This is a genomic window from Paenibacillus sp. B-A-8 (genome assembly GCF_048572915.1).
Lineage (GTDB): Bacteria > Bacillota > Bacilli > Paenibacillales > Paenibacillaceae > Paenibacillus_AQ.
Map to the genome: position 1 here is coordinate 3,299,790 of NZ_CP183882.1, position 25,712 is coordinate 3,325,501.

Consider the following 25,712-nt stretch of genomic DNA (forward strand, 5'->3'; position numbering starts at 1 on the left):
TAAAAGAAGATGAGTAATCGCCAGCGTAAAATCCTCATCTACCGTAGGTTTTGAGAACCTGAGATATTTCGCGTTACGGTCCATAATATGATATTTTTTTGCTTCTCCATTGAGTTTTTGTGTAATCCTGCTTATAATATAGCGAGAAAAATAAGAAAAAGGTGTCCATAAATGAGCATATTAAATGTAGAAGGATTAAGTCATGGCTTTGGAGATCGTGCGATCTTCAAGGATGTTTCATTCCGTCTTCTAAAAGGCGAGCATATCGGATTATTCGGCGCTAACGGCGAAGGTAAATCCACTTTTATGAATATTGTTACAGGAAAGCTGCAACCGGATGAAGGTAAGGTCGAATGGTCCAAACGGGTGCGTGTTGGCTACCTCGATCAGCATGCAGTGTTGACCAAAGGCATGACCATTCAAGATGTACTCAGAGGCGCTTTTCAATACCTCTTTGATCTTGAGCAAGAGATGAATGATATGTACGGCAGAATGGGTGACGTGTCGCCTGAAGAGCTGGAAAAGCTGCTTGAAGAAGTGGGTACGATCCAAGATACACTTACAAATCAAGATTTCTACATGATCGATGCGAAGATTCAAGAAACCGCGCGCGGTCTAGGAATCACAGATATTGGATTGGATCGTGACGTAGCTGATCTTAGTGGTGGTCAGCGTACCAAAATCTTACTTGCAAAGCTGTTGCTTGAAAAACCAGATATTTTGCTCCTAGATGAGCCTACGAACTATCTGGATGAGCAGCATATTGAATGGCTGAGACGTTATCTGCAAGAATATGATAATGCATTTATTCTGATCTCACATGATATGCCTTTCTTGAACAGCGTTATCAACCTGATCTACCATATGGAAAATCAAAAGCTAACCCGTTATGTGGGTGATTATGAGCAATTCCAACAGGTCTACGAAATGAGAAAGCAACAGCTTGAATCTGCTTATAACCGTCAGAAACAAGAAATTGCAGAGCTGAAAGACTTCGTCGCGCGTAACAAAGCCAGCGTTGCTACTCGTAACATGGCGATGTCCAGACAGAAGAAGCTCGACAAGATGGAAATTATCGAGATTGCAAAAGAGAAGCCAAAACCACAGTTTAACTTTAAAGAAGGAAAAACTGCGGGCAAGATGATTTTCGAAGCTAAAGAATTGGTTATCGGATATGACACACCGTTGTCCAGACCCCTGAATTTGTTGATGGAGCGTGGACAAAAGATCGCGTTGGTAGGTGCGAACGGGATCGGTAAAACCACCTTGCTTCGCAGCATCTTAGGCGAAATCCAAGCATTATCCGGTTCGGTAGAACTTGGATACCATCAAGAGATTGGATACTTTGAGCAAGAAATGAAAGAAGGCAATTACAAGACTTGTATCGAGGAGATCTGGGATACATTCCCATCCCTGTCACAATTCGAAGTACGTGCTGCCCTTGCCAAATGCGGACTTACTACGAAACATATCGAAAGTAAGATTGCAGTTCTAAGTGGTGGAGAAAAAGCTAAAGTGCGTCTATGTAAGCTCATCAACAGTGAGACTAACATTCTCGTACTGGATGAGCCGACAAACCACTTGGATATCGATGCTAAAGATGAGCTGAAACGCGCGCTGAAAGCATACAAAGGAAGCATTCTCATGATCTCTCACGAACCGGATTTTTATCAAGACATCGTGACCGATATCTGGAATTGCGAAGATTGGACAACAAAAGTATTCTAATAAGCAAAGTTTTATTGAACAAGCCTATGAGGTGTTAACGAATCAGTTACGCTTTGTAGGCTTTTTTTTACGGATCGTGAGGAGGATCTATGTGTTAGAAAATAAAATGGATCAGCTTAACATTTGTGTTCAACGATTTTTTGGAGAACAAAGAGTAGAAATAATCAGTTTCTCTTGCGAAGATTTAAATTATCAAACGCCTAACTTTACTACATCAGGTATCTTTTCTATTCACGGTATCGCAATTGTTAATCAAGAGCAGGTTGCATGGTCAATCATATTAAAAATCATCAAGCCGGATAGTGTAGAAAAAGAGGATCCAGCCCATCACAATTACTGGCGCCGCGAAGCGCTAGTCTTTGAATCTAAGATTCTGGATGAGCTTCCCGGCTCTATCCAAGCCCCAAAGTGTTATCTTGTTGAAGAGCAAGCAGAAGGGACCATATGGTTATGGTTGGAGCGAATAGACGGGGAATATGCATATACAAAGCAGCAGTTTGATTTTATCGCTGAGCGGTTAGGTCAATTCAATGGAGCTTATCTTACCGGAAAGAAAATACCTGATGAGGATTGGATATGCAGGGGCTGGCTTAAATCGTGGACTACATCTAGTAGAATGTATGCGCCTAATCTGGATACTTACATAAATCATTTACATAGAGATAAAGCGCTAAACATTTGGACATGGTTCCACAGCTTTACTAATCAGATAGAAAGTAACTTGAATGCTCTCAATAGCTTGCCACGAGTACTTGCCCATCAGGACCTCAGTCAGATGAATATGCTGCTGAATCAGGGTGAAATGGAAGAGAAACGTTTAGTTCTGATTGACTGGCAATTCATGAGCATATCCGGCATTGGTGAAGACCTTGGCAAAATGTTTGGCGTAAACATGAGCTTAGGAGTCATTCCTGTTCACCGTTACGAGGATTACAAAGAGTCCTTGTTCCATGCCTTCATCAAAGGATTAAAGGATTCAGGCTGGTATGGGGATGAGCGCCTTGCTCGATATGGCTACTGTTTAAGCACTGCTTTACGTAGTATCTGGGAAGTACCTCAATACATTTCTCTGAATGCTCAGCTACATTCTGACCTGTTAAACACTAGTCTTCAGGAGCGGGTTATTCGTTTGGAGCAAATTATTATTATTCATCAAAAAATGGCGCTAGAAGCTGACGCATTAAAATTATGTATAACATAGTTAAATTTAATTCTCACCAGATATAAAAAAAGAGCCCATTCTACATGAGCTCCTTTTTTGCTACACCTCAATAATGATGGGAAGAATCATCGGACGTCGTTTCGTTTTTTCGTACAGGAATCTACTCAGGGTCTCCTTAATAGTCTGTTTGATGATATTCCATTGCCCTAGATCAGGCTCACTCATCTTTTGAAGGGTAGATGTTACAAGCTGGTTAATTTCCTCCATTAAAGTTTCTGAGTTTCGGACATAGATGAATCCTCTGGAGATAGTATCCGGTTCGTTTAATAGACGTCCATCTGTTTGACTTAAAGTAATTACTGTAATCAAAATACCGTCTGCCGATAGCTGGCGACGATCACGAAGCACGACATTCCCGATATCCCCAATACCAAGGCCATCCACTAGGATCTGTCCAGCAGTCACTTTGCCCGATTGACGGACAACACCTGACGAAGACTCAACGATGTCCCCATTCTTTAGAATAAAGATATTATCGGGGTTAACACCAACTGCCTCTGCCAACAAGCTGTGATGATGAAGCATACGGTATTCACCATGAATCGGTATGAAATATTCAGGTTTCATTAAGGTTAACATTAATTTAAGCTCTTCTTGGCTGGCATGCCCAGACACGTGAAGCTCGCTGCGTGATCCATAGATGACTTTAGCACCAAGTACATATAAATTATCGACAATTCTAGATACATTGCGTTCATTCCCGGGAATAGGATTAGCTGCAATCAGAACAGTATCTCCAGCCTGGATTTCCATCTGCCTATGACTTGCATTAGCCAGTCGCGATAACGCAGCCATGGGCTCACCTTGACTGCCTGTACATAATACAGTTACTTGCTCCGGGGGGAGTTTGGCAGCTTCTGTAGGCTCAATCAGCATGTTATCGGGAATGCTCAAGTATCCGAGTTCTTGGGCAACCCGGACCACATTCACCATACTTCTGCCAAGTAAGGTTAATTTACGGTCTGTTAGGTGAGCAGCCTCAATGATCTGTTGTAGACGGTGTACATTTGAAGCAAAGGTAGAGACAAAAATTCTGCGATCTGCTTTCATGAATGCTTCTTCTATATGAGCGCCTACGAGCTTCTCGGAGGGAGTGAAACCCGGGCGTTCTGCATTGGTACTCTCAGATAGAAGAAATCTTACACCGTTCTTCCCGATGTCGGCCATTTTATGTATATCGGGATACTGCTTATTCACAGGGGTCATGTCAAATTTGAAATCCCCTGTATGAACAACGGTCCCTTCTGGGGTATCGAACACAACACCAAGGCAATCCGGAATACTATGATTGGTATTAAAAAACGTTATAGTAAACGCACCTAGCTTTAAAGTGGAGTCAGAATCAATGACATGAAGCTTGGTTTGACGTAATAATCCATGTTCCCTCAGTTTATTTTCAATTAGGCCTAAGGTTAACCGGGATGCATAAATCGGAAGATTTAATTGTTTGAGCAGATACGGAATTCCTCCAATATGATCCTCATGTCCATGTGTAACTACTAATGCTCGAACCTTATCAAGATTGCTTAATAAATACGTAACATCAGGAATAATGAGGTCAATTCCCAGTAGACTCTCGTCCGGAAATTTAGAGCCGCAATCAATGACAACAATATCATCAGCATATTGCAGCAAATACATATTCTTACCAATTTCATTCACACCGCCTAATGCTGCTATCCAGAGCTGCTTTGCTGACGCTTTCATTAAAGTCCCTCCCTTAATAAATTCACCTATATTATGTATGAAACCCCTTATAATTATCCTTTCATTTAAGTGGTACAATAGATTGATACTCGAAGGTTAGGGGACCGATTAATCATGAACATCAGACGAATACAAATGAAGGATAATTATGCTATCGAACTAATTATTAGGGAGTGCCTAATGGAGTTCGGAGGGAATAGAGCAGGTTTAGCGTGGGAAGATGACAGCTTGCATCATTTATATCAGTACTATACTAATGATAAGAATCGAGCATACTGGATTGTTGAAGAGGAAGGAACTGTGTTAGGAGGTTGCGGAATTGCACCTTTCGGGAAAGAAGAGGACATATGTGAATTACAAAAAATGTATTTAACTTCTACTACTAGAGGTACTGGAGTAGCCACCGAACTATTGAATATCGCGCTGGATTTTGCCAAACTTCATTACAACAAATGTTATCTGGAGACGTTACAGAATATGCAGGGAGCTAACCGTTTTTATACAAAAAGCGGATTTGAACGTTTAAACGCGCCACTTGCAGGTTCGGAGCATTTTGCTTGTGATGCTTGGTATATAAAAGACTTAACTCGATAGATTGAAAAATGTGAGCCTGGATTACCGGGCTTTTTATATGTAAGTAGTTATTTTTATTTGACAACAAAACCGTCCAGACGGTATAGTAAATAGCAGAGGTGATTAACGTGAACAGTAATTCTAAACGGAAAGCTATTCTACTGGCTGCTTCCGCGGTTGTTAAAAATAATGGCGTGGAGAAGCTGACCCTTGAAGCTGTTGCTAAAGAGGCTGGTGTCAGTAAAGGCGGGCTACTGCACCATTTTCCAAATAAAGAAGCTTTGATCATGGGGATGGTGGAAGAGTTAACGAACGATTTTTTTACTAATGTTCAAGAAAGGGCAATGAGCGCAACCGTTGAGAAAGGAAAGTGGAGTCGGGCTTTTGCTGAAGCTATTGATGAAGATCTTAAAGAAGGCAAAGAGATCGGTACCGCACTTTCGGCTGCTCTTTTTACCAATCCGGATATTCTTAGTAAATTTCAAAATCAATATGCAATGTGGCAAAAAAATATAGAGAACGACGGCATTGATCCTGTCCGTTCTACTATCGTTAGGTTGGCTGCAGACGGGTTATGGTATTCTGAGATGTTCGGATTAGGTGTGTTAGAAGATGAATTACGGACTAAAGTCATTCAAGATTTAATAAATATGACGAAGTAAGGAGGCGCTAAATTTGAATTCATATGTATTATTGGCAACAGCGATTATCTTTGAGGTATTTGGCAGTTCAATGCTAAAAGTATCTAACGGGTTTAAAAAGCTATTACCTTCCATTGGAGTGATCCTTGGGATGGGTTTTGCCTTTTATAGTCTTTCTTTAGCACTTAAAACAATTCCATTAGGGACGGCTTATGCGATTTGGTCAGGGGTGGGTACAGCATTGACAGCCTTAATAGGCGTACTCATTTATAAAGAGAGCTTTAACCGTAAGAAGTTATTAGGTCTGCTGCTCATTATTGGTGGGGTAATTATTATGAAGCTCTCTGGTGGGGCTCATTAGAATTTGGAGGCTGTAGCATGAAAAGAAATGTTGGATATATAGCTCTAGGTATAGCGATTGCTAGCGAAGTCGTAGGCACTACTATGCTGAAAATGTCGGAAGGATTCACGCAATTACTCCCATCAATAGGGGTTATTATTGGTTTTATAATCGCTTTTTATAGTTTATCTATAAGCCTTAGAGAATTACCGTTAAGCTTAGCATATGCGATCTGGTCGGGTGTAGGTACAGTTCTAACCGCACTTGTGGGTATGGTTGTATGGGGAGATCCATTTGGTATTCTTACGTTTGCCGGAATAGTATTAATAGTAGGCGGGGTAGTATTATTAAACGCACCTTCTGCAGATCAAGAGAGAGCTCGTTAAATCGGGCTCTTTTTTTGTTTGAATAGATGTCATAGATTCCGTAAATCGCATAGTTTCGTAATAATGGTATCACTTACCTTTTCCGTAGAATTACATCTTATAGTTTGAGCTGCTATTTATCTATAATGAGTGTGTCTGAAAGTGGAGGGAGGGTGTGGTTCTTTTAAATGTGCTCTAAGGTGACTATATTTGTAAACGCTATCATTCGAGCACTTTGATAGGTTCATTATTTAGAGAATCTAACACAATTGAGGAGGATTAAAAATTAAAATGCGTAACAAGTATGTTGTATGGTCGTTGGTAGTATCCATGTTGATTTCAAGCTTATTCTTGGCTGCGGGCCCGTTTAATTTTGTTTCAGCCTCCGGAGGACCAAACCTGACACTCGGTAAAAATGTAACGGCAAGCGGTCAATCTCAAACTTATAGTCCGAACAATGTTAAAGACAGTAATCAAAATACGTATTGGGAAAGTACGAATAATGCATTCCCGCAATGGATTCAAGTCGATTTAGGTACAATTACGAATGTTGATCAAGTCGTTCTTAAGTTACCTTCTGGTTGGGAAACAAGGACGCAAACCCTGGCCGTTCAAGGCAGCACGAACGGTTCTACGTTCACAGACATTGTAGCGTCTACGAATTATGTTTTTAACCCATCAGTAGCAGGAAACAGCGTTACGATCGATTTTGCCTCAACCAGTACGCGTTATGTTCGTCTGAATGTAACGAGCAATACAGGCTGGCCAGCAGCTCAGCTTTCTGAATTCGAGATTTACGGTGCAAGCGGTCCTATTCCTACACCAACAGCAACTCCAACGTCTTCCGGTACTTACGAAGCTGAATCGGCTTCACTATCTGGAGGAGCTAAAGTAAATACGGACCATGCCGGTTATTCCGGTACGGGGTTCGTGGATGGATACTTGACGCAAGGTGCAACAACTACTTTCACGGTTAACGTACCAGCAGCAGGCAGCCGTGAGGTGACGTTGAAATACGCTAATGCAAGTGGCAGTACAAAGACAATAAGTATCTACGTCAATGGTACCAGAATTGGCCAGACCTCATTACCTAACTTGGCAAACTGGGATTCATGGAGCACTAAAGTTGAAGTACTAAATCTGAATGCAGGTAACAACACAATTGCATATAAATATGATGCTGGTGATTCTGGTAACGTTAACCTGGATCTAATCACTGTAGCGTCGACAACAACTACACCTTCTGAAACACCAACACCAACACCAACACCAACAGCATCGCCAACACCAACGCCAACATCAACACCAACACCAACACCAACACCAACACCAACAGCATCGCCAACACCAACAGCTACACCAACGCCAACGCCAACAGCTACACCAACACCAACGGTCACACCAACACCTGCTCCGGGGAGCAATTTTGCTGTTGGCAAGTCGATTACCGCATCTTCCAGCACACAAACGTTCGTAGCCACAAATGCGAACGATAACGACACAAGCACATACTGGGAAGGCGGCAGCAATCCAAGTACTTTGACGCTCGACTTAGGTGCGAACCATAACATTACTTCAATCGTATTGAAGCTGAATCCAGCCACTGCTTGGAGTACTCGTACTCAAACGATTCAGGTGCTTGGTCACAACCAAGACACAACTAGCTTCAGTAATTTGGTGGCGGCTCAATCGTATACATTTAATCCAGCTTCGGGCAACACAGTAACCATCCCGGTCTCGGCAACGGTTAAACGTCTTCAGTTGAATATTACTTCGAACTCCGGTGCGCCGGCTGGGCAAATCGCAGAGTTTCAAGTATTTGGTACTCCCGGAGCGAATCCTGATCTAATGATAACGGGGATGTCCTGGTCTCCTACTACTCCGGTCGAGACAAGTGCAATTACATTAAATGCAGTTGTTAAGAACAATGGAAATGCTAGCTCCCCAGCAACAACTGTTAACTTCTACTTAAACAATGAACTAGTTGGATCTGCACCAGTAGGTTTACTAACTGCCGGGGCTTCCACAACAGCCTCAATGACATTAAATGCTGGAGCCAAAACCGCTGCGGCCTATACTCTAAGCGCTAAGGTAGATGAAAGCAATGTGATTTTTGAGCAAAATGAAGGGAATAACAGCTATACGAACGGGGCACCGCTTGTTATCGCTCCGGTCTCCAGCTCTGACTTAGTGGGCGCGGCTTCATGGACCCCAAGTAATCCAGTTGCCAATAGTTCTGTAGCTTTTACCGTGAATCTCAAGAATCAAGGGACCATTGCTTCTGCAAGCGGTTCTCATGGTATTACAGTAGCATTAAAGAACTCAGCGGGCTCCACGATTCAGACATTTACTGGATCCTATAACGGAACCATAGCTGCAGGAGCTTCCATTAACGTCACAATTCCAGGGACATGGACAGCAGTCAACGGCAATTACACTGTCACCACTAGTGTTGAAGTGGATGCGAACGAAGTAACAGCCAAGCAATCAAACAATGTTAACACGGCTAATCTAGTTGTGTATGCTTTACGTGGTGCAAGCATGCCTTATAGTCGATACGATACTGAAGATGCTACTCTCGGTGGTGGTGCAACATTGAAATCTGCTCCTACGTTTGATCAAGCACTAATCGCTTCAGAAGCATCAGGTCAGCGTTATGTAGCCCTTCCTTCGAATGGTTCGAACGTAGGATGGACAGTAAGACAGGGGCAAGGCGGCGCGGGTGTGACGATGAGATTTACTATGCCTGACTCTTCGGATGGTATGGGACTTAATGGCTCACTTGACGTGTATGTGAATGGAGTAAAAGTCAAAACCGTATCGTTAACCTCCTATTACAGCTGGCAGTATTTCTCGGGTGATATGCCTGGTGATACTCCTAGTGCTGGGCGTCCGCTCTTCCGATTTGATGAAGTACACTGGAAATTAGACACCCCTCTCCAGCCTGGAGACACCATCCGGATTCAGAAGAACAATGGAGATAGCCTGGAATATGGAGTTGATTTCCTCGAAATCGAACCCGTTCCTACTGCAGTCTCTCGTCCGGCGAACTCCGTGTCAGTGACAGATTATGGTGCTGTAGCAAATGACGGTCAGGATGACCTTGCAGCCTTTAAAGCGACGGTGAATGCAGCTGTTGCAGGCGGTAAGAGTATGTATATTCCTGCCGGAACGTTTAATCTTAGCAGCATGTGGGAAATTGGTTCAGCCAGCAATATGATTAACAACTTTACGGTTACGGGTGCTGGGATCTGGCATACCAACCTCCAATTTACTAATCCTAATGCAGCGGGTGGCGGGATTTCACTCCGTATTAGCGGCAAGCTGGATTTTAGCAATGTTTATATGAATTCGAATTTGCGATCCCGTTATGGACAAAATGCAATTTATAAAGGATTTATGGATAACTTCGGAACCAATTCAATCATCCATGATGTCTGGGTAGAACATTTTGAATGTGGTATGTGGGTAGGTGACTATGCGCATACGCCTGCTATTTATGCCAGTGGGCTTGTTGTTGAGAACAGCCGGATTCGGAACAATCTTGCTGACGGCATCAACTACTCCCAAGGAACTAGCAATTCAATTGTTCGAAACACAAATGTACGTAATAACGGTGACGATGGTCTTGCTGTATGGACTAGTAATACCAATGGTGCTCCGGCGGGTGTAAATAACACATTCTCGTACAACACTATTGAGAATAACTGGCGTGCAGCAGCCATAGCATTCTTTGGAGGCGGTGGTCATAAAGCTGATCACAACTACATCATCGACACTGTAGGCGGTTCCGGTATTAGAATGAATACTGTGTTCCCGGGATACCATTTCCAAAATAATACCGGAATTGTTTTTTCGGATACAACGATTATTACAAGTGGCACCAGTAAAGACCTATACGGTGGAGAACGCGGAGCCATCGACTTGGAGGCATCGAATGATGCCATTAAGAATGTGACCTTTACCAACATCGATATCATCAATACACAACGCGATGCAATCCAGTTTGGTTATGGTGGCGGATTTGAGAATATCGTATTCAACAACATTAACATTAATGGCACAGGACTAGATGGTATTACTACTTCAAGGTTCTCAGGGCCACATCAGGGTTCGGCAATCTATACCTACACAGGCAATGGTTCAGCAACGTTTAACAACCTGACGACTACGAATATCGCTAACCCCAACCTGAATTATATTCAGAGCGGTTTTAATCTGACGATTCATTAAGCGATAGTGTGAGGGAGGAGTTCTTCGGAACTCTTCTTTTTATTTGGTGAGTGGTAAAAAAAATTAAAGATGCGGAGGAGGATATTGGCTTGGAGAACAAGAAATAAATGGGGTGATCAACTTTTTTTAGTTTATATTCTGATTTTTTCATAATCATGTGAAGGAATTGAGATGGAGATGAAAACTGATAAAATAGATAAACGGAAAGCTCGGAGGCTGAAACGAAGGGCTGCCACTAAGGAACGGATTTTCAATTTAGGGTATGGGCTCTACACGACCGAAAGTGATCTCACGGAATTAGTTGAGGCTACGTTATGTGCGCTAGAAGAGTATCGAAATCAGCCTCATGTTCTGCGGTGTACCATTAGCCGAGATCAAGGACAAACTTGGACGGAAGAGTATATAGACGTGGCTATTACTGACCCCAAATTGTCGACCTTGAAAATAGGAGACCTAGTTAAATATGAGGAAGAGGAAACGATTTGTGCCATCGTAGCCAATGAAGGCGAAAACAAAGTAAATGCTTCTTATTTCGTTCCGGAGGGGCACTTATATTGGAAGGCTTGATCTTTGTTATTATAAATTTTGGTTTTGTGTAGGCGTTAATATTCAAGCATGCTACAGAATTTTAATAGTTAATTACTTAAAGGAGCGATGAAGAATGAATCAGGAAGTAATTGATTTTATTGAAACGTTAAAAGAACCATGGCAGGTGGAATTATCCAATACTCTTCGTGAAGTTGTTCACCAGGCGATTCCAGATGTGCAGGAACGAATTCAGTACAAGAAGCCACATTTTTTGAAAAATGGGAAATACGCCGCAGCCATCTCAACATCAAAAGATGCGGTAAGTTTTGTTATTTTTAATACGAGCGAGCTTGAGTTACCGGAAGGGATGTTTGAGGGTCCTCCGGAGAGAAAAACACTAAAACTGCGTAAAGGGAATACAGTTGATGTGGCTCAATTAGTGACTTGGGTCAGTCAAGCCTCAGCTTCACTTTAATTGCTAGATTCAGAATACAGGGCGGTATCTTAAAGTCATTTGACTTCATGAGATATCGTCTTTTTTAGGGGCGAATTTGGCTATGTCGATACATAATCATTCAATAAATTGTGAAAAATAAATCAAGTGCTAGCAATGAAGGGAATGAAACCCATGAAGAAATTAAAGATAACTTGTTTGTTACTGCTTACGATCTTTGCACTAAGTGCATGCTCAAGACCAGTAGCAGATAAATCCCAGCTACCACCTCCAACGGTTGTGCCAAGTGGAGCTGAGGAAAGATTTAGCCTTGAGGAACTTGCCACTTTGATTGGAAAAGAGGATGCTCAAGTTGTCCAAGCTCTCGGCAAAGGCGCACCTAATCGTAATGAAGGTACGAATTCTACTCTTTTATCCCGCGAATATAACGAGAAGATTGTGAATCACAAAGCAAATCTTCAGGTCTCTTATGATCACACTGGAAAAGTGATTGGAGAGACGATTCATTTTGAAGAAGCTACCAAGGAAAAATTAATGCAAGAGATAACGCAACAGCTTGGAGAGCTTACGACTAAAAGTGAAGGTAGCACAGCAGATATAGAAAAAGAAGGCGAAGGTACAAACTTTCGTAGGGTATGGCAGACGGATAACGCCAAAATTTCTTTAGTTGAATCCAATGGAAAGCTGACTATTTCCATAGATACGAAGTAACAGTCGAATAATTTTAGAAAAAAAAGGACGATACCCAATTGTAATTAGACAATGGGTATCGTCCTTTTTTGATGATTAATTAAGGATTAAGTAGACGGATTATTGTTTGTCGTGGAGCTCAGACGATGAATCTGCTCTTCCAGGATCGTACTTGCTTTTCCTAAAAATTGTGTAATAAGTTTAAGCTCTTCATCCGAGTATGTGGAAGCTAGTTTAAGCATCTCAGCATGCAGTGGAAGGTAAACATTTCCGACCTCATTATTTTCATACAAAGGGACAATAATGACCTTTCGACGGTCACAGGGGTCATTTTGTCTGCGAACAAAACCGTTATTTTCAAGGCGATCAACTAATGCCGTAACACTACCTGTAGCCAGTCCGGTTAGTTTGGACAGTTTACCAGCGGTGATGGGACCTCTTTCGTGGAGAATATCTATGGATAGAAAATCATTATTATATAACCCAAGTGAGGCTGCCACATTTTGCTGACATAGTATCGTTCGACTTCCTAGGCCCCGCATACGCAAGGTGAAGTCTTCCTGCTGATTTTTCGCTTGATTGTGTAGATCTCTTGACAAAAGAAAGCCCTCCTTTTAAAATATTAATATCTTGATTATCGAGATATCTGACAATAAAGATACTCGATGAACGTGCGATTAATTGAATTCATTTTATCGGAATTATTAAAGTTTTGCAAAAGGTAATGCATCAAGAAGTTTAGAGAGAGGCTGGTGTGCGATCTATAACGATAAGATTAAAATCGAAATTAAGGAAAAGCGGAGGGAACAAAAGAGAATGGTTAAGAAATTGGAAAAGAAAAATAATGTAGGCATTATTATAGCTGCTCTATTGCTGGCCACACTTATGGCATCCATGGATAACACTATATTAGCAACTGCAATGGGAACAATCGTAGGGGATCTTGGTGGTTTTGACAAACTGATGTGGGTGACTTCTGCTTATATGATAGCTGAGATGGCGGGCATGCCGATTTTCGGAAAATTATCGGATATGTATGGTCGCAAGCGTTTCTTTATTTTCGGAATTATTGTATTTATGATCGGATCTGCTTTATGTGGTACCGCAAACTCTATAGTTCAGCTGAGTATTTATCGTGCGATTCAAGGTATTGGTGGAGGGGCACTCGTTCCGATCGCATTCACTATCATGTTCGATGTGGTAGCTCCGGAAAAACGGGGGAAGATCGGCGGATTATTTGGAGCGGCTTATGGGATATCAAGTATTTTCGGACCTCTTATTGGCGCTTATATAGCGGATTATATCCATTGGTCTTGGGTCTTTTACATCAACTTACCTATAGGTGTTGTCGCATTCTTTTTAATAGCTTTCTTCTATAAAGAGTCTGTTGAGCATTCCAAGGAAAAGATCGATTACCTTGGTGCGTTTACACTTGTAGCTTCCATCCTGTGTCTCATGTTTGCAATTGAGCTTGGTGGAAAAAAATATGCTTGGGACTCTGCTATGATTGTGGGATTGTTCTTAGCTTTTGTAGTGTTTATCGTGGGATTTATTTTTATCGAACGTCGTGCAGAAGAACCCATCATTACTTTCGGCATGTTCAAGAATCGTCTTTATTCTACGAGTAATGTTATGGCTATATTTAGCGGAGCAGCATTTATTACAGCCTCGGTGTACATTCCAATCTACATTCAAGGGGTGCTTGGCGGCTCAGCAACGAATTCGGGTCTTGTTCTACTTCCTATGATGCTCGGCTCCGTTATCACTGCAGCAGGGGGCGGATTCCTGCTCTCGAAATTCAATTATCGCACCATCATGATTTCCACGTTAGTACTTCTTGTTGTAGGAATCGCTTTGCTAACCACATTAACACCAGATTCTTCACGGTTCATGGTCACCATATTTATGTTTCTAGTAGGTCTTGGAATAGGTTCTTCATTCTCTGTTCTAAGTAACGCAGCCATTCATGGTTTTACAGCAAGGCAGCGTGGTTCCGCAAGTTCTACACTTAGTTTCACACGGGAGCTGGGAATGACACTCGGCATAACAGTATTCGGTATTATCCAAAGTCATGTGTTTTCGAATAAATTAGCATCCATGTTCAGTAGCGGTGGTGCGGCACCTATAGGGGTGAATTTAAGCGATCCAAGTACTATTTTGACCCCGGATACTCGTGAAAAAATCCCTACTGAAGTTCTTGATAAGATTACAGAGGGATTGTCCTCATCGCTTGTTCATACTTTTGCTTGGGCAATTATTCCGTCTGTTATAGCTCTATTGGCAGCATTTGTGATGAGTAAGGAGAAGTTTGATCCGGCTTCTGAATTGGGAGAGTATACGGCTTCGCATTAAGGATGTAATGTTTAAACAGACTGAATTCTCTATAAAATGGGATTCAGCCTGTTTTTATTATTGTTAAGTAAGGGATCGCGTTCAGCTTATATCTCTATAATATTGTAGCGTGAATGTAAATACCAAATAAGCTCTCTGCGGCTGCTGACACCTGACTTACTAAAAATGGACTTTAAATGATCCTGAACGGTGTAAGCAGAAATATGTAGAGAAGAAGCCAACTCTTTAGTGGATAATCCTCGAATTACACCGTGTAATATCTGCTGTTCACGCTCTGTTAAACCATACGCTTCAGCAATGATGGGAAGCATGTCCGCTGGACGTGCGGGCTCGAAAGAAATAGCTACCTGAATCTGGCTGTCAGAAGAGCGAAGACGACTTGCTCGGACGAGTAAATAAGGCCCCTCATTCATACGAATGCATACCTTAGCAATTCCGGCAGATTCGGAGGGGCTGTTGAACGCTTGCGTGCTTACTGCACGGATTGGCCGTGGTAAGACATGTGCATCGATCATTTCCAATGATCTAAGCTTTTCTAACCAGCGATCTGCTGCGGGATTGGAGGACAGAAGAGCCAAATGATCAGATAGAACTGCAATACCGGAACCATAAAGATCATCATCCCAAGTCTCCTCTCTCTCTGGAAGCTCAAGACTGAACGCACGCATTCTGGCTGCAATCAGAGGGATGAGCGAGGTGATCCAATCACATTCCTCTTGTAAGAATTCCGATTGATCCGCATTTCTGTACAGCGTCAAATAGCCCCAACAAGATTCTCCTAGAATAAGCACTGCCCTTAGTTCATCCCCAAAACCTGCTGGAGTCAAAACCTTTCGATATCGCGCACTCCGCTCTGGTTGCTGCTCGGTTGCTTCGTATATTGTAGCAACGAGGCGTTTGTCATGGACCATTTGCTCATAGCTGTTAACATCATCCTCCCCGTATTCGATCTGGAACAAGTAGGGATGAATTCGCTCTACATTGTCTTCAGTAACTGCACCGGTAGAAAGCAGTGTCTGTGGATCCACATGAGTACAGCAGGCAGCATCAAAGGGAACAGCTTCACGTAAGAGAGAGAGCAAAGAAGTACGGTAATTGTGAGATGAATCAGTAACCATACCTAGCTTATTGATTTGTTTCTTTATTTGAATGAATTGTTTATTGGTATTCATTGAGTAGCCCTCTAGTCCTTAATGGATTATAATGAACCCCCACATTTGTGGGATAGTGAACGGAAGTGAAATCCGTATAATTGAGAATGATTCTTAATCAACTCTATTATATAGGATGCGGTGATAAAAATGCAGGAAAAAGAAGATATTGTTGTTGTTGGTGGCTATGGACATGTAGGGCGTACTATATGTGAAATATTAGAGAAGAAGTATCCAGGTAAAGTATTTGCAGCAGGGAGAAGTCTTGAAAAAGCAGAGCGGTTCAGTCAATCTACACACGGCAAAGTCAAGCCGTTACAGTTAGATATCAGTAAGCCTGAACCTTCACATTTACTTGAACAAGTGAAGCTAGTCATCATGTGTTTGGATCAAACCCGTATGGATTTTGTAAAGGCCTGCTTTCACAGTGGTACGCATTATGTGGATGTATCAGCGAGCGGTCCGTTTTTATCTCAAATGGAGGCGTATAGTGAAGAGGCAGCACGACACGGGTCTAAAGCCGTTCTTAGTGTAGGGCTTGCACCCGGTATAACGAATCTAATGGCTCGTGAAGCAGAAAGACAGCTAGAACAGACGGAAGAAATCGAAATAGCGATAATGCTCGGACTTGGTGATTCTCATGGGAAAGCAGCGATCGAATGGACAGTGAATAGTTTAGGAGAAAAGTTTGAAATCAAGCAAAAGAATCGACAGGTAGAGGTGGAGAGCTTCACCAATAGAAAGCTGTATCACTTTGGTGACGATTTAGGGAGTCGCTATGCTTATTGTTTCCCCTTCTCAGATCAACAGACGCTTGCCCGAACGCTCAAAGCATCGACTATTTCCACACGGTTTTGTCTGGATTCAGTCTTTGTAACCAAAATATTGGCCATAGCCAAAAAAACAGGGATCGTTCGATTGTTGAAGACAGGGTGGGTGAACAGAGGGATTGTTCGTGCTATGGAGCGGCTGCATTTAGGGAGTGACCAGTTCGCTATCAAGGTTGAGGCTCGAGGAAGAAATCGAGAGGGGAAGCCCACGCATGCTGATTTAATATTGCAAGGAAAGAATCAATCCATCGTCACAGCAAAAGTGACAGCAGCAGTATCAAAGCTCCTCTATGATTCACCATTTCCAGGCGGCGTATATCATATTGAGGAGATTACAGATCTAGCATATATTCAAAAAGAATTAGGGTCGACCCTAAGCATGGAGATCCAAGTAAAGGAGCATAATGCAGATAAATCATAATAAAATAATTTGTGTATAGTGATTATAAGAAGCTTGATTCGTCAGGCTTCTTTTTCGTAACCCAAAAGCGTTTTGACCGTATTAACTGATGAACATTTCATTCAGGAAGAAATTCTGTTCTTTCCTAATGGGTCATGTTAACAAAAAGAGAAGTTGAGGTCATCACCTATGAATGAAAAATTTACAGATAGCGACGATACAGGATATCCGATCGCTGAGCAGAAAGCGGCTCAGTATTTTGCAGCTCTTCGGGAACAGTTCAAAGAAAAAACTTACGTGTCTACCTTAACTGAAGATTTTCGGTTGTGGAAGAAGAATCACATTCATCGCCGTTCATGGTTGTCCTTTTTATCAAGAGGGAGAAGGAAACCTGATTCTCAGGATTATCATAGATATCTAGGATGGCTGAATCAAACCGGTAAATTGGATGATTATTTGGATCGAAGCGTTTCCTATCTTTATATGAGAGATCTGGGGCAAGCGTTGGATTCACCTAAGACACAGATTAGAATTAAGCGTATGGTTGCCGACATTAGAAATCAGATGATTCATCCAGGCTCGACAAAGGCGGAAGATCAGTCGGATTTTATGAGTTTCACTGGGATTTATCGTTGGGCTCAGAAGGAAGGCGTTGAAACCGCCACGATTTGGGTGATAGACAAACTTAAACAGGTGTCAGACCATCTTCCGAAGGAAATGAATCCTGAGCAAGCGCAGCGTAAATTGATCAAGATCATTATTGGGGTGATTCTCCATGTGATGGAAGAGATGGACAATGAAGTAACGCCAGTGGATCGTAGCAAAAGAATTGATGAAGCGATTAGGCTTGGTTATTCATATGGACTTACTTATCCATTCATTGACGATCTCCTTGATTCTAGCGTCTTAACCAAACAAGAGAAAGAACAGTACTCTCAGATGATACGTACTGCGATTCTTGATAGAATTGTGCCGGAGATCGGAGAGTGGTCAGGGGAGAACATGCCGTTCATTCGATTTGTACATTCGGAGCTTAAGGAGGCTTTTGAGTATATTAAGAGGTATCAGCGGGAAGACATGCAGGATGCATTTTTCGAGCAATCCTTTGTGTTTTTTCATTCCCAGGAGTTAGATCGAATGAAGGATCTATCTAACATGGAATACAGTAATGAAGAGCTTTTTATACCCATTATTTTAAAATCCTCATCTTCCCGTTTAATAGTCCGATCCGTAATTAGTGCTCCCACGGATGACGGATTTGATCAACGTACCTTCTTCTATGGACTATACAATCAGTTAGCTGATGATTTTGCGGATATGTTTGACGATATGGAAGCGGGCGCTGTAACGCCTTATACCTATTATTTGCAATACCGTGGTCAGCGTACCGATCTGATCAACCCTTTTGAATTATACTGGACGGTCATTTCCCATTTAATACACACCGTGTATCGCTCCGATCCTAAAACCAGTGAGGTGATATTAGATCGAGCCATCAATGGACTCAAGCGTTGTAAAGCACGTGTGGGGATTGAAAAATATAATGAGATCATGGAGATTTTTGCTTCCGGACAACCGGAATTTAATCATGTTGTGCAGCAGATGGTGCAGAAAGCGGATAATGTGGATTTTTTCGATAAGCTGCTTCGGGATCAGTTGCTTTTGAATCTGAAAAACAGCAAAAGGGAAAAAGCGGAATTTCGAGATACGATTCAAAAGGTCCGCGATCAAATCAACAAACAATTGCTGATAGCCAAGCCAGCCGAGACGCCAGTCATGAAAGAGATGCTGATAGATGCAGCTAATTATAGCCTTGAAGGGGACGGAAAGCGGATAAGGCCTATATTAACATGGGTTATGGGTGTTAACGAATATGGTCTAGATGAAACGGACATTGTACCGCTTCTGAGATCGTTGGAGTATATGCATACTGCTTCTCTAATCTTCGATGATCTTCCCTCTCAGGATAATGCCTCAACCCGGAGAGGCCGTGCGACTCTGCACGAAGTTTATAATAGCGCCACGGCGGAACTAACCGGACTGTTTCTGATTCAGAAGTCAATCGAGGAACAAGCGTCACTTCATTCCTTTGATGCAAAAGCTGTGCTTGCCTTAATGCAATATTCAGCCCAAAAGGCAGAAGATACATGTATGGGTCAGGCGATGGATTTGAACTCTAAGGGTAAGGCGTTGACGTTAGAGCAATTAAATATGATTTGTTTTTACAAGACGGGGATTGCATTTGAAGCTTCGCTAGTAATGCCAGCTATTCTCGCTAAGGTTAACGAGTCAGAAATTCTGGCTTTGAAAAAATTTGCCTACCATGCAGGAATTGCCTTTCAGATTAAAGATGATTTGCTCGATTTGGAAGGGGATCATCATTTACTAGGTAAACCCATTGGTCAGGATGTGGAGAATAACAATTCAACGTTTGTAGCTATCCTTGGTGCAGACGATGCGCGAAAAGAGATGTGGGAGCACTACTGTCTCGCCATGGAGGCGTTAAGAAAAATACCCCGTAATATTGCTTTTCTAAAGCATTTATTGAATTATATGATTAATCGAAATCGATAATTGTTTATGAAGTGTTGGCAGGATTGCCAGCACTTTTTTTATATGGATCTAATAGTTATCCTTTCAATTATTAATTGAAATTTATTGTTTGTAATTGAATTTAAACGTATGATTGAAAATAGATAAGGAGGTGTTTGTTGTGAAGCTAGGGATTTTCTCGAAAGTATATTTAGAATATGAAATGGAGATCGCTTTACACAAAATCAAAGCGCATGGTATGAGTGCTGTTCAATTCAATTTTGCTAATGTGGGATTGGCGAGCTTACCTATAGAAATAAGTCAGAATATCATCGATCAAATCAAAGATGCAACGATAAACAGCGGGGTTAACATTGCTGTGATCTCAGGGACATTTAATACGCTGGAGCTAAATGAGAAAAAGATAGTTGAGAATTAGCTTTGTTTTGAGAATGTAGTTAAGGCTGCTGCTGCATTAGCTGTCCCTTATGTTTCTATTTCTACGGGCAGTTTGAATCAAGAAGATTTTTGGAGTCCTCATCCTGACAATCATACAGATAGGGCATGGTCACTATTGCAGCATAGTCTGGTATGGATGCTGGAAATTGCAGAAGCAAATCAAGTGACTTTAGTATTTGAACCTGAACAAGCGAATGTGGTAAGTACGGCAGAGGATGCTTTAAGACTACTGAGAGAGATGGATTCCCCTCACCTTAAGGTTCTGTACGATGCAGCAAATCTTGTGACCCCGCAGGATCATAAAGACCTTATTGGAAAAATCACAAAAACACTAACCGCGTTGAAAGATTACATTGCCATTGCACATTGTAAGGATGCTTTTGTAACCGAAGAGAAGATTATTTTTCAACCTGTGGGTAAAGGGAATTTGCCTTTAAAGCAATACCTAAATGAATTATATAAAAATTATGAAGGTCCTATTATTATGCATGGATTAGATGAAGCTGATGTAACGTATGCTATAAATTACCTGAACTAGATTAGGAGGGCAAGAATATGGTCAAGGAAAGTAAATTATTAAACATCGGGGTGCTGGGCTGCGGTCAAATCTCTCAGGCGGCACACTTTGATTCGATTAGAAGATCACGAAATGCTAACCTTTATGCGATCTGTGATGTGGATGAATACTTGCTCCAAAGAATGAATGCGATCTATGAACCTGATAAGGTATATACGGAGTATGATCAAATGCTGTCAGACCCGAATGTCGATGCTGTAGTTATAGGCATTGCGGATCAATTTCACGTGGAGGCTGCAAAACAAGCCGTGCGTGCGGGTAAACATGTATTGGTAGAAAAGCCTATAGGTGTAACTATCGAAGAAGTGGAAGAACTAAAAGAGCTTGTGGATCGTACCGATCTCAAAGTGCAGGTGGGTAATATGAAGAGATATGACCCTGGTATAATAGCAGCCAAAGAGTTCGTGGATCAGGAAATGGGAGAGATTATAGGTCTAAAAGCTTGGTATTGTGATTCGACTTATCGATATACCGTCACCGAGAATGTTCAACCAGTAATTATATCCGGAAAAAATATAAAGAGACCTGCTGGAGATCCAAAAGCGAATAAGGAACGCTATTATATGTTAGGTCATGGAAGTCATTTGCTCGATACTGCAAGATTTCTGGGAGGAAATATTGTAAGTGTTAAGGCGTGGAATACGCAAAAGTTCGGTGCCTATTGCTGGTTTATTACTGCGGAGTTCGAAAACGGCTTTGTAGCCCAATTGGATCTGACCATTGCGGTTCGAATGGATTGGCATGAAGGATTCCAGATATACGGTGAATTCGGAACGGTAGTAGGGAAGACTTACAACCCTTGGACATTAAAATCAAGCGATGTAGAAATTTTCAAAGCTAGTGACAACAGCTACCACAGACCGCTTGGAGCCGATGGACATGTTTATAGATTACAGATTGAGGGTTTCGCAGATTCTGTACTGCACAACAAAACAGGTGTAGGTGCAACGATTGAAGATGGGATGGCTACCATGAGAGCGATGCTCGCTGTAGAAGAATCGGTTAAGACTGGAAATGCAATTTACCTAAGAGACGTTTCGGGTCATTTATAAAGGAGGGGAAAATATGCCTTACTTTACCTATGATCTTATTCGTTTTTATTATGAAGATGATGAAGGGGATGGAGAGCCTTTTATATTCCTTCATGGTCTGGGCGGGGACGTCAATCAAACCTTCGGTGTAATGAAGCAATCCGATAACATAAGAAGGATCTCACTAGATTTTCGAGGGCATGGAAAGACGGTGTCGTTTGGTCATGCGGATGATTTTTCTTTTAAACAATTCGCCGAGGATGTGATAGCTTTAACGGAACACCTTCATCTTAAATTATTTAATATTGGAGGGATTTCAACAGGTGCTGGGGTGTCTCTTCATTTGGCATTGAGGTATCCGGCTAGCGTTAGTAAGCTTATTGTGTCTCGTCCAGCATGGGAGGATAAACCGCAAGAGAAATGGGTTCGTGAAGCTTTTGCTAAAATTCATGATGTACTGCAGGATACAGATCCCCTGACCGCCCAAAATAGATACGAAAATTCAGAGGTCTATACATCCATAAATTCAGTATCATCATATGCGGGTGAGTCTCTCTTAGGGCAGTTTAAATATCCTTATGTAAAAGAAACCTCGATGAAGTTTGTGAAGCTGCCCCAGGATTGTCCTAATGATGATCGTGAGGCTTGGAAAAACTTAAAGATGCCCACATTGATCCTTGCTAGTCAACATGACCCCATTCATCCATACGCCTATGGACGATTGCTTTCTGATTATATCCCAAACACCCATTTCATTGAGATAACTCCCAAAACGATTAATAGTAAACAACATAATCATGATTCCTATAAGGCTATCGAGAACTTTTTAAACGAAAGATGAGCACAAGCTTCAAAGGTGTTCATCTTTTTTTGTACAAATTTAGAAAGTATCTATACTGTAATTACGTTAACACCAAGTCTGTTATACGTATTAATAATCTTATTGTCTACAGTATTTTCAGTGATTAAATAGTCTAACGCAGATACCTTGGCTACAAAAAAAGTAGATATTTTCTCCAGCTTCTCTTTGGTAGCTATGGCAATAACCATGGAAGATTGCTCAAAAAGCTGATTCTTAATTATGGATTCTTCATGAGAGGGAACAGTTATTCCGACCTTTGAATCAAGTGTGGATACACCAAGGATAGTTAGATCCAAATGGATTTGTTGTATTGCTCTAAGCGTTGAAGCTCCGAATAACACTTGGTTCTTTTTATCAAGGTCGCCACCCAACAAGGTTATACTAGCTTTAGACAATCGGCATAGTGATAACGCGATAGCGGGAGAATTAGTAATAATTCTTCCATCAAAATGCTCAGGGATGTTCTCAGCCACTTTTAAATTTGTCGTGCCGCCGTCAATAAAGATAACTTTTGCATTCTCAATAAGTGTGCAAGCGCGTTTAGCTAGGTCAGCTTTGGTCTGACTATTAAATTCTACGCGAGAATTGAAATCTTTCATGTCACTGATAAGACTATGGGCTCCGCCATGGATACGTTTGAGAAGCCCCAGCTTCGATAAGCTTTGTAAGTCTTTTCGAATGGTATCTTCGGTTACATTTAATTCCTGTGTTAATTCTTGAACAACAACACGGCCTTCGGTCTCAACTTTTTTTAGGATGTACGCCTGTCTGTCAGCTTTTAGCACCGATCCACCTCTTTTCACAAAATGCTCTAAAGGATGTACTTAACGTTACTATTTTACAACATATGAAATGAATTTGAAAAAAATCAATCGATTTTACGTTCAACTCCGTCTTACTTATAGGTATATGAGATGGATGCATTTTCCTGATCGAAGACAGAGGGGGTGGTAGAAGGTGGAAAATACAATGGATGAGGTAAGAATGGTGGATTTTGCTCAGATGGATGAAGAAGCTTTTTTTAGTCGTTTGTATGTGGAGCATCGAAAAATGTGCGCCATTGCCTACAGTTATCTGAGAACAGAAGCAGACACGCTGGAAGTGATTCAAGAAGCGTCATGCAGGGCATGGATGAAACGTAAAAAACTAAAGGACGAACAGTCCTTCACACCCTGGCTGATTCGAATAACGATTAATTGCTGCATGGATGAGTTAAGGCGCAAAAAACGTGTGGTACCTACGGAAAAAATGGTGGAGGAAGCGGCGCGGGAAATGAAGAGCAACGATCGAATTGATCTGGAGCGTGCGATGAATCGGATAAAGCCTAGGTATCGGCATGTCGTAACGCTTAAATACTACCATGATATGACCACTATCGAAATTGCAAAAGTTCTAAAAAGACCAGAAGGTACTATTAAGACTTGGCTGCGCGAAGGGCTTAAACAGCTTCGAAGTTATCTATAGCGAAATTGGAGGTGAATGGAATGACAGATCAAGAAGAACGTATTCTACGCAAGAACATCGATGAGGTTCAACAGAACGTTGAAACAATGCAAGAAATGAAAATCTACAACGCTATGAAAAGAGGAATTGTAGAGGGGAAGAACCGGGAAAAGCGACGTATCTATACTACCGGTATGGGCGTGGTAGCAGCTGCAGCGGTTGCGTTAATGGTTACATACAATACGATAGGGTTGCCGAATAAAGGGATAGCACAATCTCCTGTACAATCAGTCAGCATTAAAAATACGGATAATTTCAAAGCATATCGCTCGTTCTCAAGGTTAGAGCCTGCATTAGCCAGTGCCCTTGAGCAGAATCTCGTTGTGCCGGTCGGTGAAAGTGCGGAAAACAAGGGATACCGGATAGATGTTACAGGTGCCGTTACGGATGGACGGAAGGTTTATGTTTTATACAGTGTTCAGAACAATACGGACGAAGTAGTTATACACGCGGATTTTGAGCTTCAATTTGAAGGAATAAAGGAGTCTCCTCTTCACAAAGGCGCATCATTAAGTATGCTAGCTAGCGAGAGTCGAATTCAACCCGGGCAGTCTATGGATTTTATATACTCCACCAATCTTTCGCCAACGATCCAATATCCAAAGAAAGTAAACTATAATATTGTTCTTACTGAAACTTCAGATAAAGCGCTCCTATCCAGCAGCAATAAGTACCGAACAAGCCTAGATGTTGCTTTCGAGCTTGATCCTGACATGCTCAAAGCACAGGAACGTATGCTGGATACAGACGGAACACTAACCATAGATGGACAAAAAATTAAAGTAACCGAGGTCCAATATACTCCGCTAAGCACCTATGTCGATCTTGCGTATGACGAGAACAATGATAAACAAATTTTCCAATTAATTAACCCAGTTTTGATCAGTAAATATGAAGGTGTCGAGGAGAAGTATTATTATCCCACACTTATCACTGCTGATAACTCTGAAGTCTACTCGGATAATTCCAAGGCAACGTTAGTGTTCAGAAAGAGTGAAAAGATTGTAAAGAGCAAGCCAGACAGCGTCTCGTTGAAAGCATTCGGAATTTCGGCAGTCGAAAAGGATCAAATGAAAATTGTCGTGGATCTTAACAAATATCAGCTTATAGAAGCGCCGGGAAGTGGACTTGAGTTAGTCACCCCAACTACAGAGGATAACGTAGAGGAAGGAGAAATTTTCCTAAGGCGCAATATTAAGAATGCTCAATACTTAGAACGCTCTACTAGACTGGCTGAGACATTTACTGATGCAAAAGGGAAGGTGCATAATAGAGACAGCAATACACCTTCCAAAAGCAGCTTCAGCAGCTATACGACTTCTAAGGATGGGTCAGCCGTAAACGAGTTTGGATATAATTTTGGCACGGAAGCAAAGAACTATCCTCAGCCTTTAACGATAACGTTAGAGAAATATACAAATCCAATTATGGATACGCAGGCTGTGGAGCTATACTCGAAGAATTAGAAAGCAATGAATGATTAAACAAAAGATTGAATTTTATATTAACTCATTAGCCGTTGATAATTCTATCA

General features: G+C 41.6%; 22 protein-coding genes and 1 pseudogene. 19 read left to right on the forward strand and 4 right to left on the reverse strand.

What is annotated here, in order from left to right:
* The first annotated feature begins 171 nt into the window (after positions 1-171).
* Together ACN6MV_RS14590 and ACN6MV_RS14595 are read left to right on the forward strand one after the other, a co-directional pair.
* A complete protein-coding gene (locus tag ACN6MV_RS14590) occupies positions 172-1,728 on the forward strand; it encodes an ABC-F family ATP-binding cassette domain-containing protein (RefSeq protein ID WP_419886628.1) in 1,557 nt (518 codons plus the stop codon).
* Positions 1,729-1,819: 91 nt separating this feature from the next.
* Positions 1,820-2,929: a phosphotransferase gene (locus ACN6MV_RS14595; RefSeq protein WP_419886629.1), complete on the forward strand. Its 1,110-nt coding sequence runs from the start codon at positions 1,820-1,822 to the stop codon at positions 2,927-2,929.
* A 60-nt stretch (positions 2,930-2,989) separates the two neighbouring features.
* Here the strand turns inward: ACN6MV_RS14595 and ACN6MV_RS14600 are convergent, their stop codons facing one another.
* Positions 2,990-4,657 (reverse strand): ribonuclease J, encoded by a 1,668-nt coding sequence (locus ACN6MV_RS14600; RefSeq protein WP_419886630.1) that lies wholly within the window; start codon positions 4,655-4,657, stop codon positions 2,990-2,992.
* Positions 4,658-4,771: 114 nt separating this feature from the next.
* Here ACN6MV_RS14600 and ACN6MV_RS14605 point away from each other — a divergent pair, with 114 nt between their 5' ends.
* From ACN6MV_RS14605 to ACN6MV_RS14640, 8 genes are all read left to right on the forward strand, one after another.
* Entirely contained in the window at positions 4,772-5,251 is a 480-nt protein-coding gene (locus tag ACN6MV_RS14605; RefSeq protein WP_419886631.1) for a GNAT family N-acetyltransferase, read from the forward strand.
* 107 nt (positions 5,252-5,358) lie between these two features.
* A complete protein-coding gene (locus ACN6MV_RS14610; protein ID WP_042127581.1) occupies positions 5,359-5,892 on the forward strand; it encodes a TetR/AcrR family transcriptional regulator in 534 nt (177 codons plus the stop codon).
* Positions 5,893-5,905: 13 nt separating this feature from the next.
* Positions 5,906-6,232 (forward strand): DMT family transporter, encoded by a 327-nt coding sequence (locus tag ACN6MV_RS14615; protein WP_042127584.1) that lies wholly within the window; start codon positions 5,906-5,908, stop codon positions 6,230-6,232.
* A gap of 17 nt (positions 6,233-6,249) precedes the next feature.
* Positions 6,250-6,597, forward strand: a complete 348-nt coding sequence (locus tag ACN6MV_RS14620; RefSeq protein WP_042127587.1) for a DMT family transporter — start codon at positions 6,250-6,252, stop codon at positions 6,595-6,597.
* A 270-nt stretch (positions 6,598-6,867) separates the two neighbouring features.
* Complete coding sequence (locus ACN6MV_RS14625; RefSeq protein ID WP_419886632.1) at positions 6,868-10,809, forward strand: discoidin domain-containing protein; 3,942 nt, start codon at positions 6,868-6,870, stop codon at positions 10,807-10,809.
* Between the two features lie 171 nt (positions 10,810-10,980).
* On the forward strand, positions 10,981-11,376 hold the full coding sequence (locus ACN6MV_RS14630; protein ID WP_375102886.1) for a hypothetical protein: 396 nt from the start codon (positions 10,981-10,983) through the stop codon (positions 11,374-11,376).
* Positions 11,377-11,470: 94 nt separating this feature from the next.
* Positions 11,471-11,812, forward strand: coding sequence for a DUF1801 domain-containing protein (locus ACN6MV_RS14635; protein ID WP_042127593.1), 342 nt, complete (start codon positions 11,471-11,473; stop codon positions 11,810-11,812).
* Positions 11,813-11,965: 153 nt separating this feature from the next.
* The gene (locus ACN6MV_RS14640) at positions 11,966-12,502 is read left to right on the forward strand and encodes a hypothetical protein (RefSeq protein ID WP_419886633.1); all 537 of its coding nucleotides are present in this window, start codon (positions 11,966-11,968) and stop codon (positions 12,500-12,502) included.
* A gap of 86 nt (positions 12,503-12,588) precedes the next feature.
* Here the strand turns inward: ACN6MV_RS14640 and ACN6MV_RS14645 are convergent, their stop codons facing one another.
* A complete protein-coding gene (locus tag ACN6MV_RS14645) occupies positions 12,589-13,023 on the reverse strand; it encodes a MarR family winged helix-turn-helix transcriptional regulator (RefSeq protein WP_419886759.1) in 435 nt (144 codons plus the stop codon).
* Between the two features lie 274 nt (positions 13,024-13,297).
* Between ACN6MV_RS14645 and ACN6MV_RS14650 the strand changes: the two genes are divergently transcribed.
* Positions 13,298-14,833: an MDR family MFS transporter gene (locus tag ACN6MV_RS14650; protein ID WP_419886634.1), complete on the forward strand. Its 1,536-nt coding sequence runs from the start codon at positions 13,298-13,300 to the stop codon at positions 14,831-14,833.
* A gap of 86 nt (positions 14,834-14,919) precedes the next feature.
* Here ACN6MV_RS14650 and ACN6MV_RS14655 read toward each other — a convergent pair whose 3' ends face one another.
* Positions 14,920-16,005: a helix-turn-helix transcriptional regulator gene (locus tag ACN6MV_RS14655; protein ID WP_419886635.1), complete on the reverse strand. Its 1,086-nt coding sequence runs from the start codon at positions 16,003-16,005 to the stop codon at positions 14,920-14,922.
* Between the two features lie 129 nt (positions 16,006-16,134).
* On the opposite strand from ACN6MV_RS14655, the gene ACN6MV_RS14660 reads away from it, so the two are divergent.
* The 6 genes and pseudogenes from ACN6MV_RS14660 to ACN6MV_RS14685 all read left to right on the forward strand — a co-directional run bounded on the left by ACN6MV_RS14660 (position 16,135) and on the right by ACN6MV_RS14685 (position 22,654).
* Entirely contained in the window at positions 16,135-17,235 is a 1,101-nt protein-coding gene (locus tag ACN6MV_RS14660) for a saccharopine dehydrogenase family protein (RefSeq protein ID WP_419886636.1), read from the forward strand.
* A 168-nt stretch (positions 17,236-17,403) separates the two neighbouring features.
* Positions 17,404-19,788, forward strand: coding sequence for a polyprenyl synthetase family protein (locus ACN6MV_RS14665; RefSeq protein ID WP_419886637.1), 2,385 nt, complete (start codon positions 17,404-17,406; stop codon positions 19,786-19,788).
* 139 nt (positions 19,789-19,927) lie between these two features.
* The gene (locus tag ACN6MV_RS14670; protein WP_419886638.1) at positions 19,928-20,185 is read left to right on the forward strand and encodes a hypothetical protein; all 258 of its coding nucleotides are present in this window, start codon (positions 19,928-19,930) and stop codon (positions 20,183-20,185) included.
* An 18-nt stretch (positions 20,186-20,203) separates the two neighbouring features.
* Positions 20,204-20,743 (forward strand): annotated as a pseudogene (locus ACN6MV_RS14675) (sugar phosphate isomerase/epimerase family protein); the annotation flags it as partial.
* Between the two features lie 17 nt (positions 20,744-20,760).
* Positions 20,761-21,834: a Gfo/Idh/MocA family protein gene (locus ACN6MV_RS14680; protein WP_419886639.1), complete on the forward strand. Its 1,074-nt coding sequence runs from the start codon at positions 20,761-20,763 to the stop codon at positions 21,832-21,834.
* A 13-nt stretch (positions 21,835-21,847) separates the two neighbouring features.
* Positions 21,848-22,654, forward strand: a complete 807-nt coding sequence (locus ACN6MV_RS14685; RefSeq protein WP_375102894.1) for an alpha/beta fold hydrolase — start codon at positions 21,848-21,850, stop codon at positions 22,652-22,654.
* A 50-nt stretch (positions 22,655-22,704) separates the two neighbouring features.
* Here ACN6MV_RS14685 and ACN6MV_RS14690 read toward each other — a convergent pair whose 3' ends face one another.
* On the reverse strand, positions 22,705-23,460 hold the full coding sequence (locus tag ACN6MV_RS14690; RefSeq protein ID WP_419886640.1) for a DeoR/GlpR family DNA-binding transcription regulator: 756 nt from the start codon (positions 23,458-23,460) through the stop codon (positions 22,705-22,707).
* Between the two features lie 184 nt (positions 23,461-23,644).
* Here ACN6MV_RS14690 and ACN6MV_RS14695 point away from each other — a divergent pair, with 184 nt between their 5' ends.
* Positions 23,645-24,139 (forward strand): RNA polymerase sigma factor, encoded by a 495-nt coding sequence (locus ACN6MV_RS14695; RefSeq protein ID WP_419886760.1) that lies wholly within the window; start codon positions 23,645-23,647, stop codon positions 24,137-24,139.
* A 20-nt stretch (positions 24,140-24,159) separates the two neighbouring features.
* The gene (locus ACN6MV_RS14700) at positions 24,160-25,644 is read left to right on the forward strand and encodes a DUF4179 domain-containing protein (protein ID WP_419886641.1); all 1,485 of its coding nucleotides are present in this window, start codon (positions 24,160-24,162) and stop codon (positions 25,642-25,644) included.
* Positions 25,645-25,712 lie beyond the last annotated feature (68 nt).

Coding starts and splice junctions, on each gene's coding strand:
- ACN6MV_RS14590 (WP_419886628.1), top strand. CDS start 172: ATGAGCATATTAAATGTAGAAGGATTAAGTCATGGCTTTGGAGATCGT.
- ACN6MV_RS14600 (WP_419886630.1), bottom strand. CDS start 4,657: ATGAAAGCGTCAGCAAAGCAGCTCTGGATAGCAGCATTAGGCGGTGTG.
- ACN6MV_RS14605 (WP_419886631.1), top strand. CDS start 4,772: ATGAACATCAGACGAATACAAATGAAGGATAATTATGCTATCGAACTA.
- ACN6MV_RS14620 (WP_042127587.1), top strand. CDS start 6,250: ATGAAAAGAAATGTTGGATATATAGCTCTAGGTATAGCGATTGCTAGC.
- ACN6MV_RS14625 (WP_419886632.1), top strand. CDS start 6,868: ATGCGTAACAAGTATGTTGTATGGTCGTTGGTAGTATCCATGTTGATT.
- ACN6MV_RS14630 (WP_375102886.1), top strand. CDS start 10,981: ATGGAGATGAAAACTGATAAAATAGATAAACGGAAAGCTCGGAGGCTG.
- ACN6MV_RS14635 (WP_042127593.1), top strand. CDS start 11,471: ATGAATCAGGAAGTAATTGATTTTATTGAAACGTTAAAAGAACCATGG.
- ACN6MV_RS14640 (WP_419886633.1), top strand. CDS start 11,966: ATGAAGAAATTAAAGATAACTTGTTTGTTACTGCTTACGATCTTTGCA.
- ACN6MV_RS14645 (WP_419886759.1), bottom strand. CDS start 13,023: ATGCGGGGCCTAGGAAGTCGAACGATACTATGTCAGCAAAATGTGGCA.
- ACN6MV_RS14650 (WP_419886634.1), top strand. CDS start 13,298: ATGGTTAAGAAATTGGAAAAGAAAAATAATGTAGGCATTATTATAGCT.
- ACN6MV_RS14655 (WP_419886635.1), bottom strand. CDS start 16,005: ATGAATACCAATAAACAATTCATTCAAATAAAGAAACAAATCAATAAG.
- ACN6MV_RS14660 (WP_419886636.1), top strand. CDS start 16,135: ATGCAGGAAAAAGAAGATATTGTTGTTGTTGGTGGCTATGGACATGTA.
- ACN6MV_RS14665 (WP_419886637.1), top strand. CDS start 17,404: ATGAATGAAAAATTTACAGATAGCGACGATACAGGATATCCGATCGCT.
- ACN6MV_RS14680 (WP_419886639.1), top strand. CDS start 20,761: ATGGTCAAGGAAAGTAAATTATTAAACATCGGGGTGCTGGGCTGCGGT.
- ACN6MV_RS14685 (WP_375102894.1), top strand. CDS start 21,848: ATGCCTTACTTTACCTATGATCTTATTCGTTTTTATTATGAAGATGAT.
- ACN6MV_RS14695 (WP_419886760.1), top strand. CDS start 23,645: ATGGATGAGGTAAGAATGGTGGATTTTGCTCAGATGGATGAAGAAGCT.
- ACN6MV_RS14700 (WP_419886641.1), top strand. CDS start 24,160: ATGACAGATCAAGAAGAACGTATTCTACGCAAGAACATCGATGAGGTT.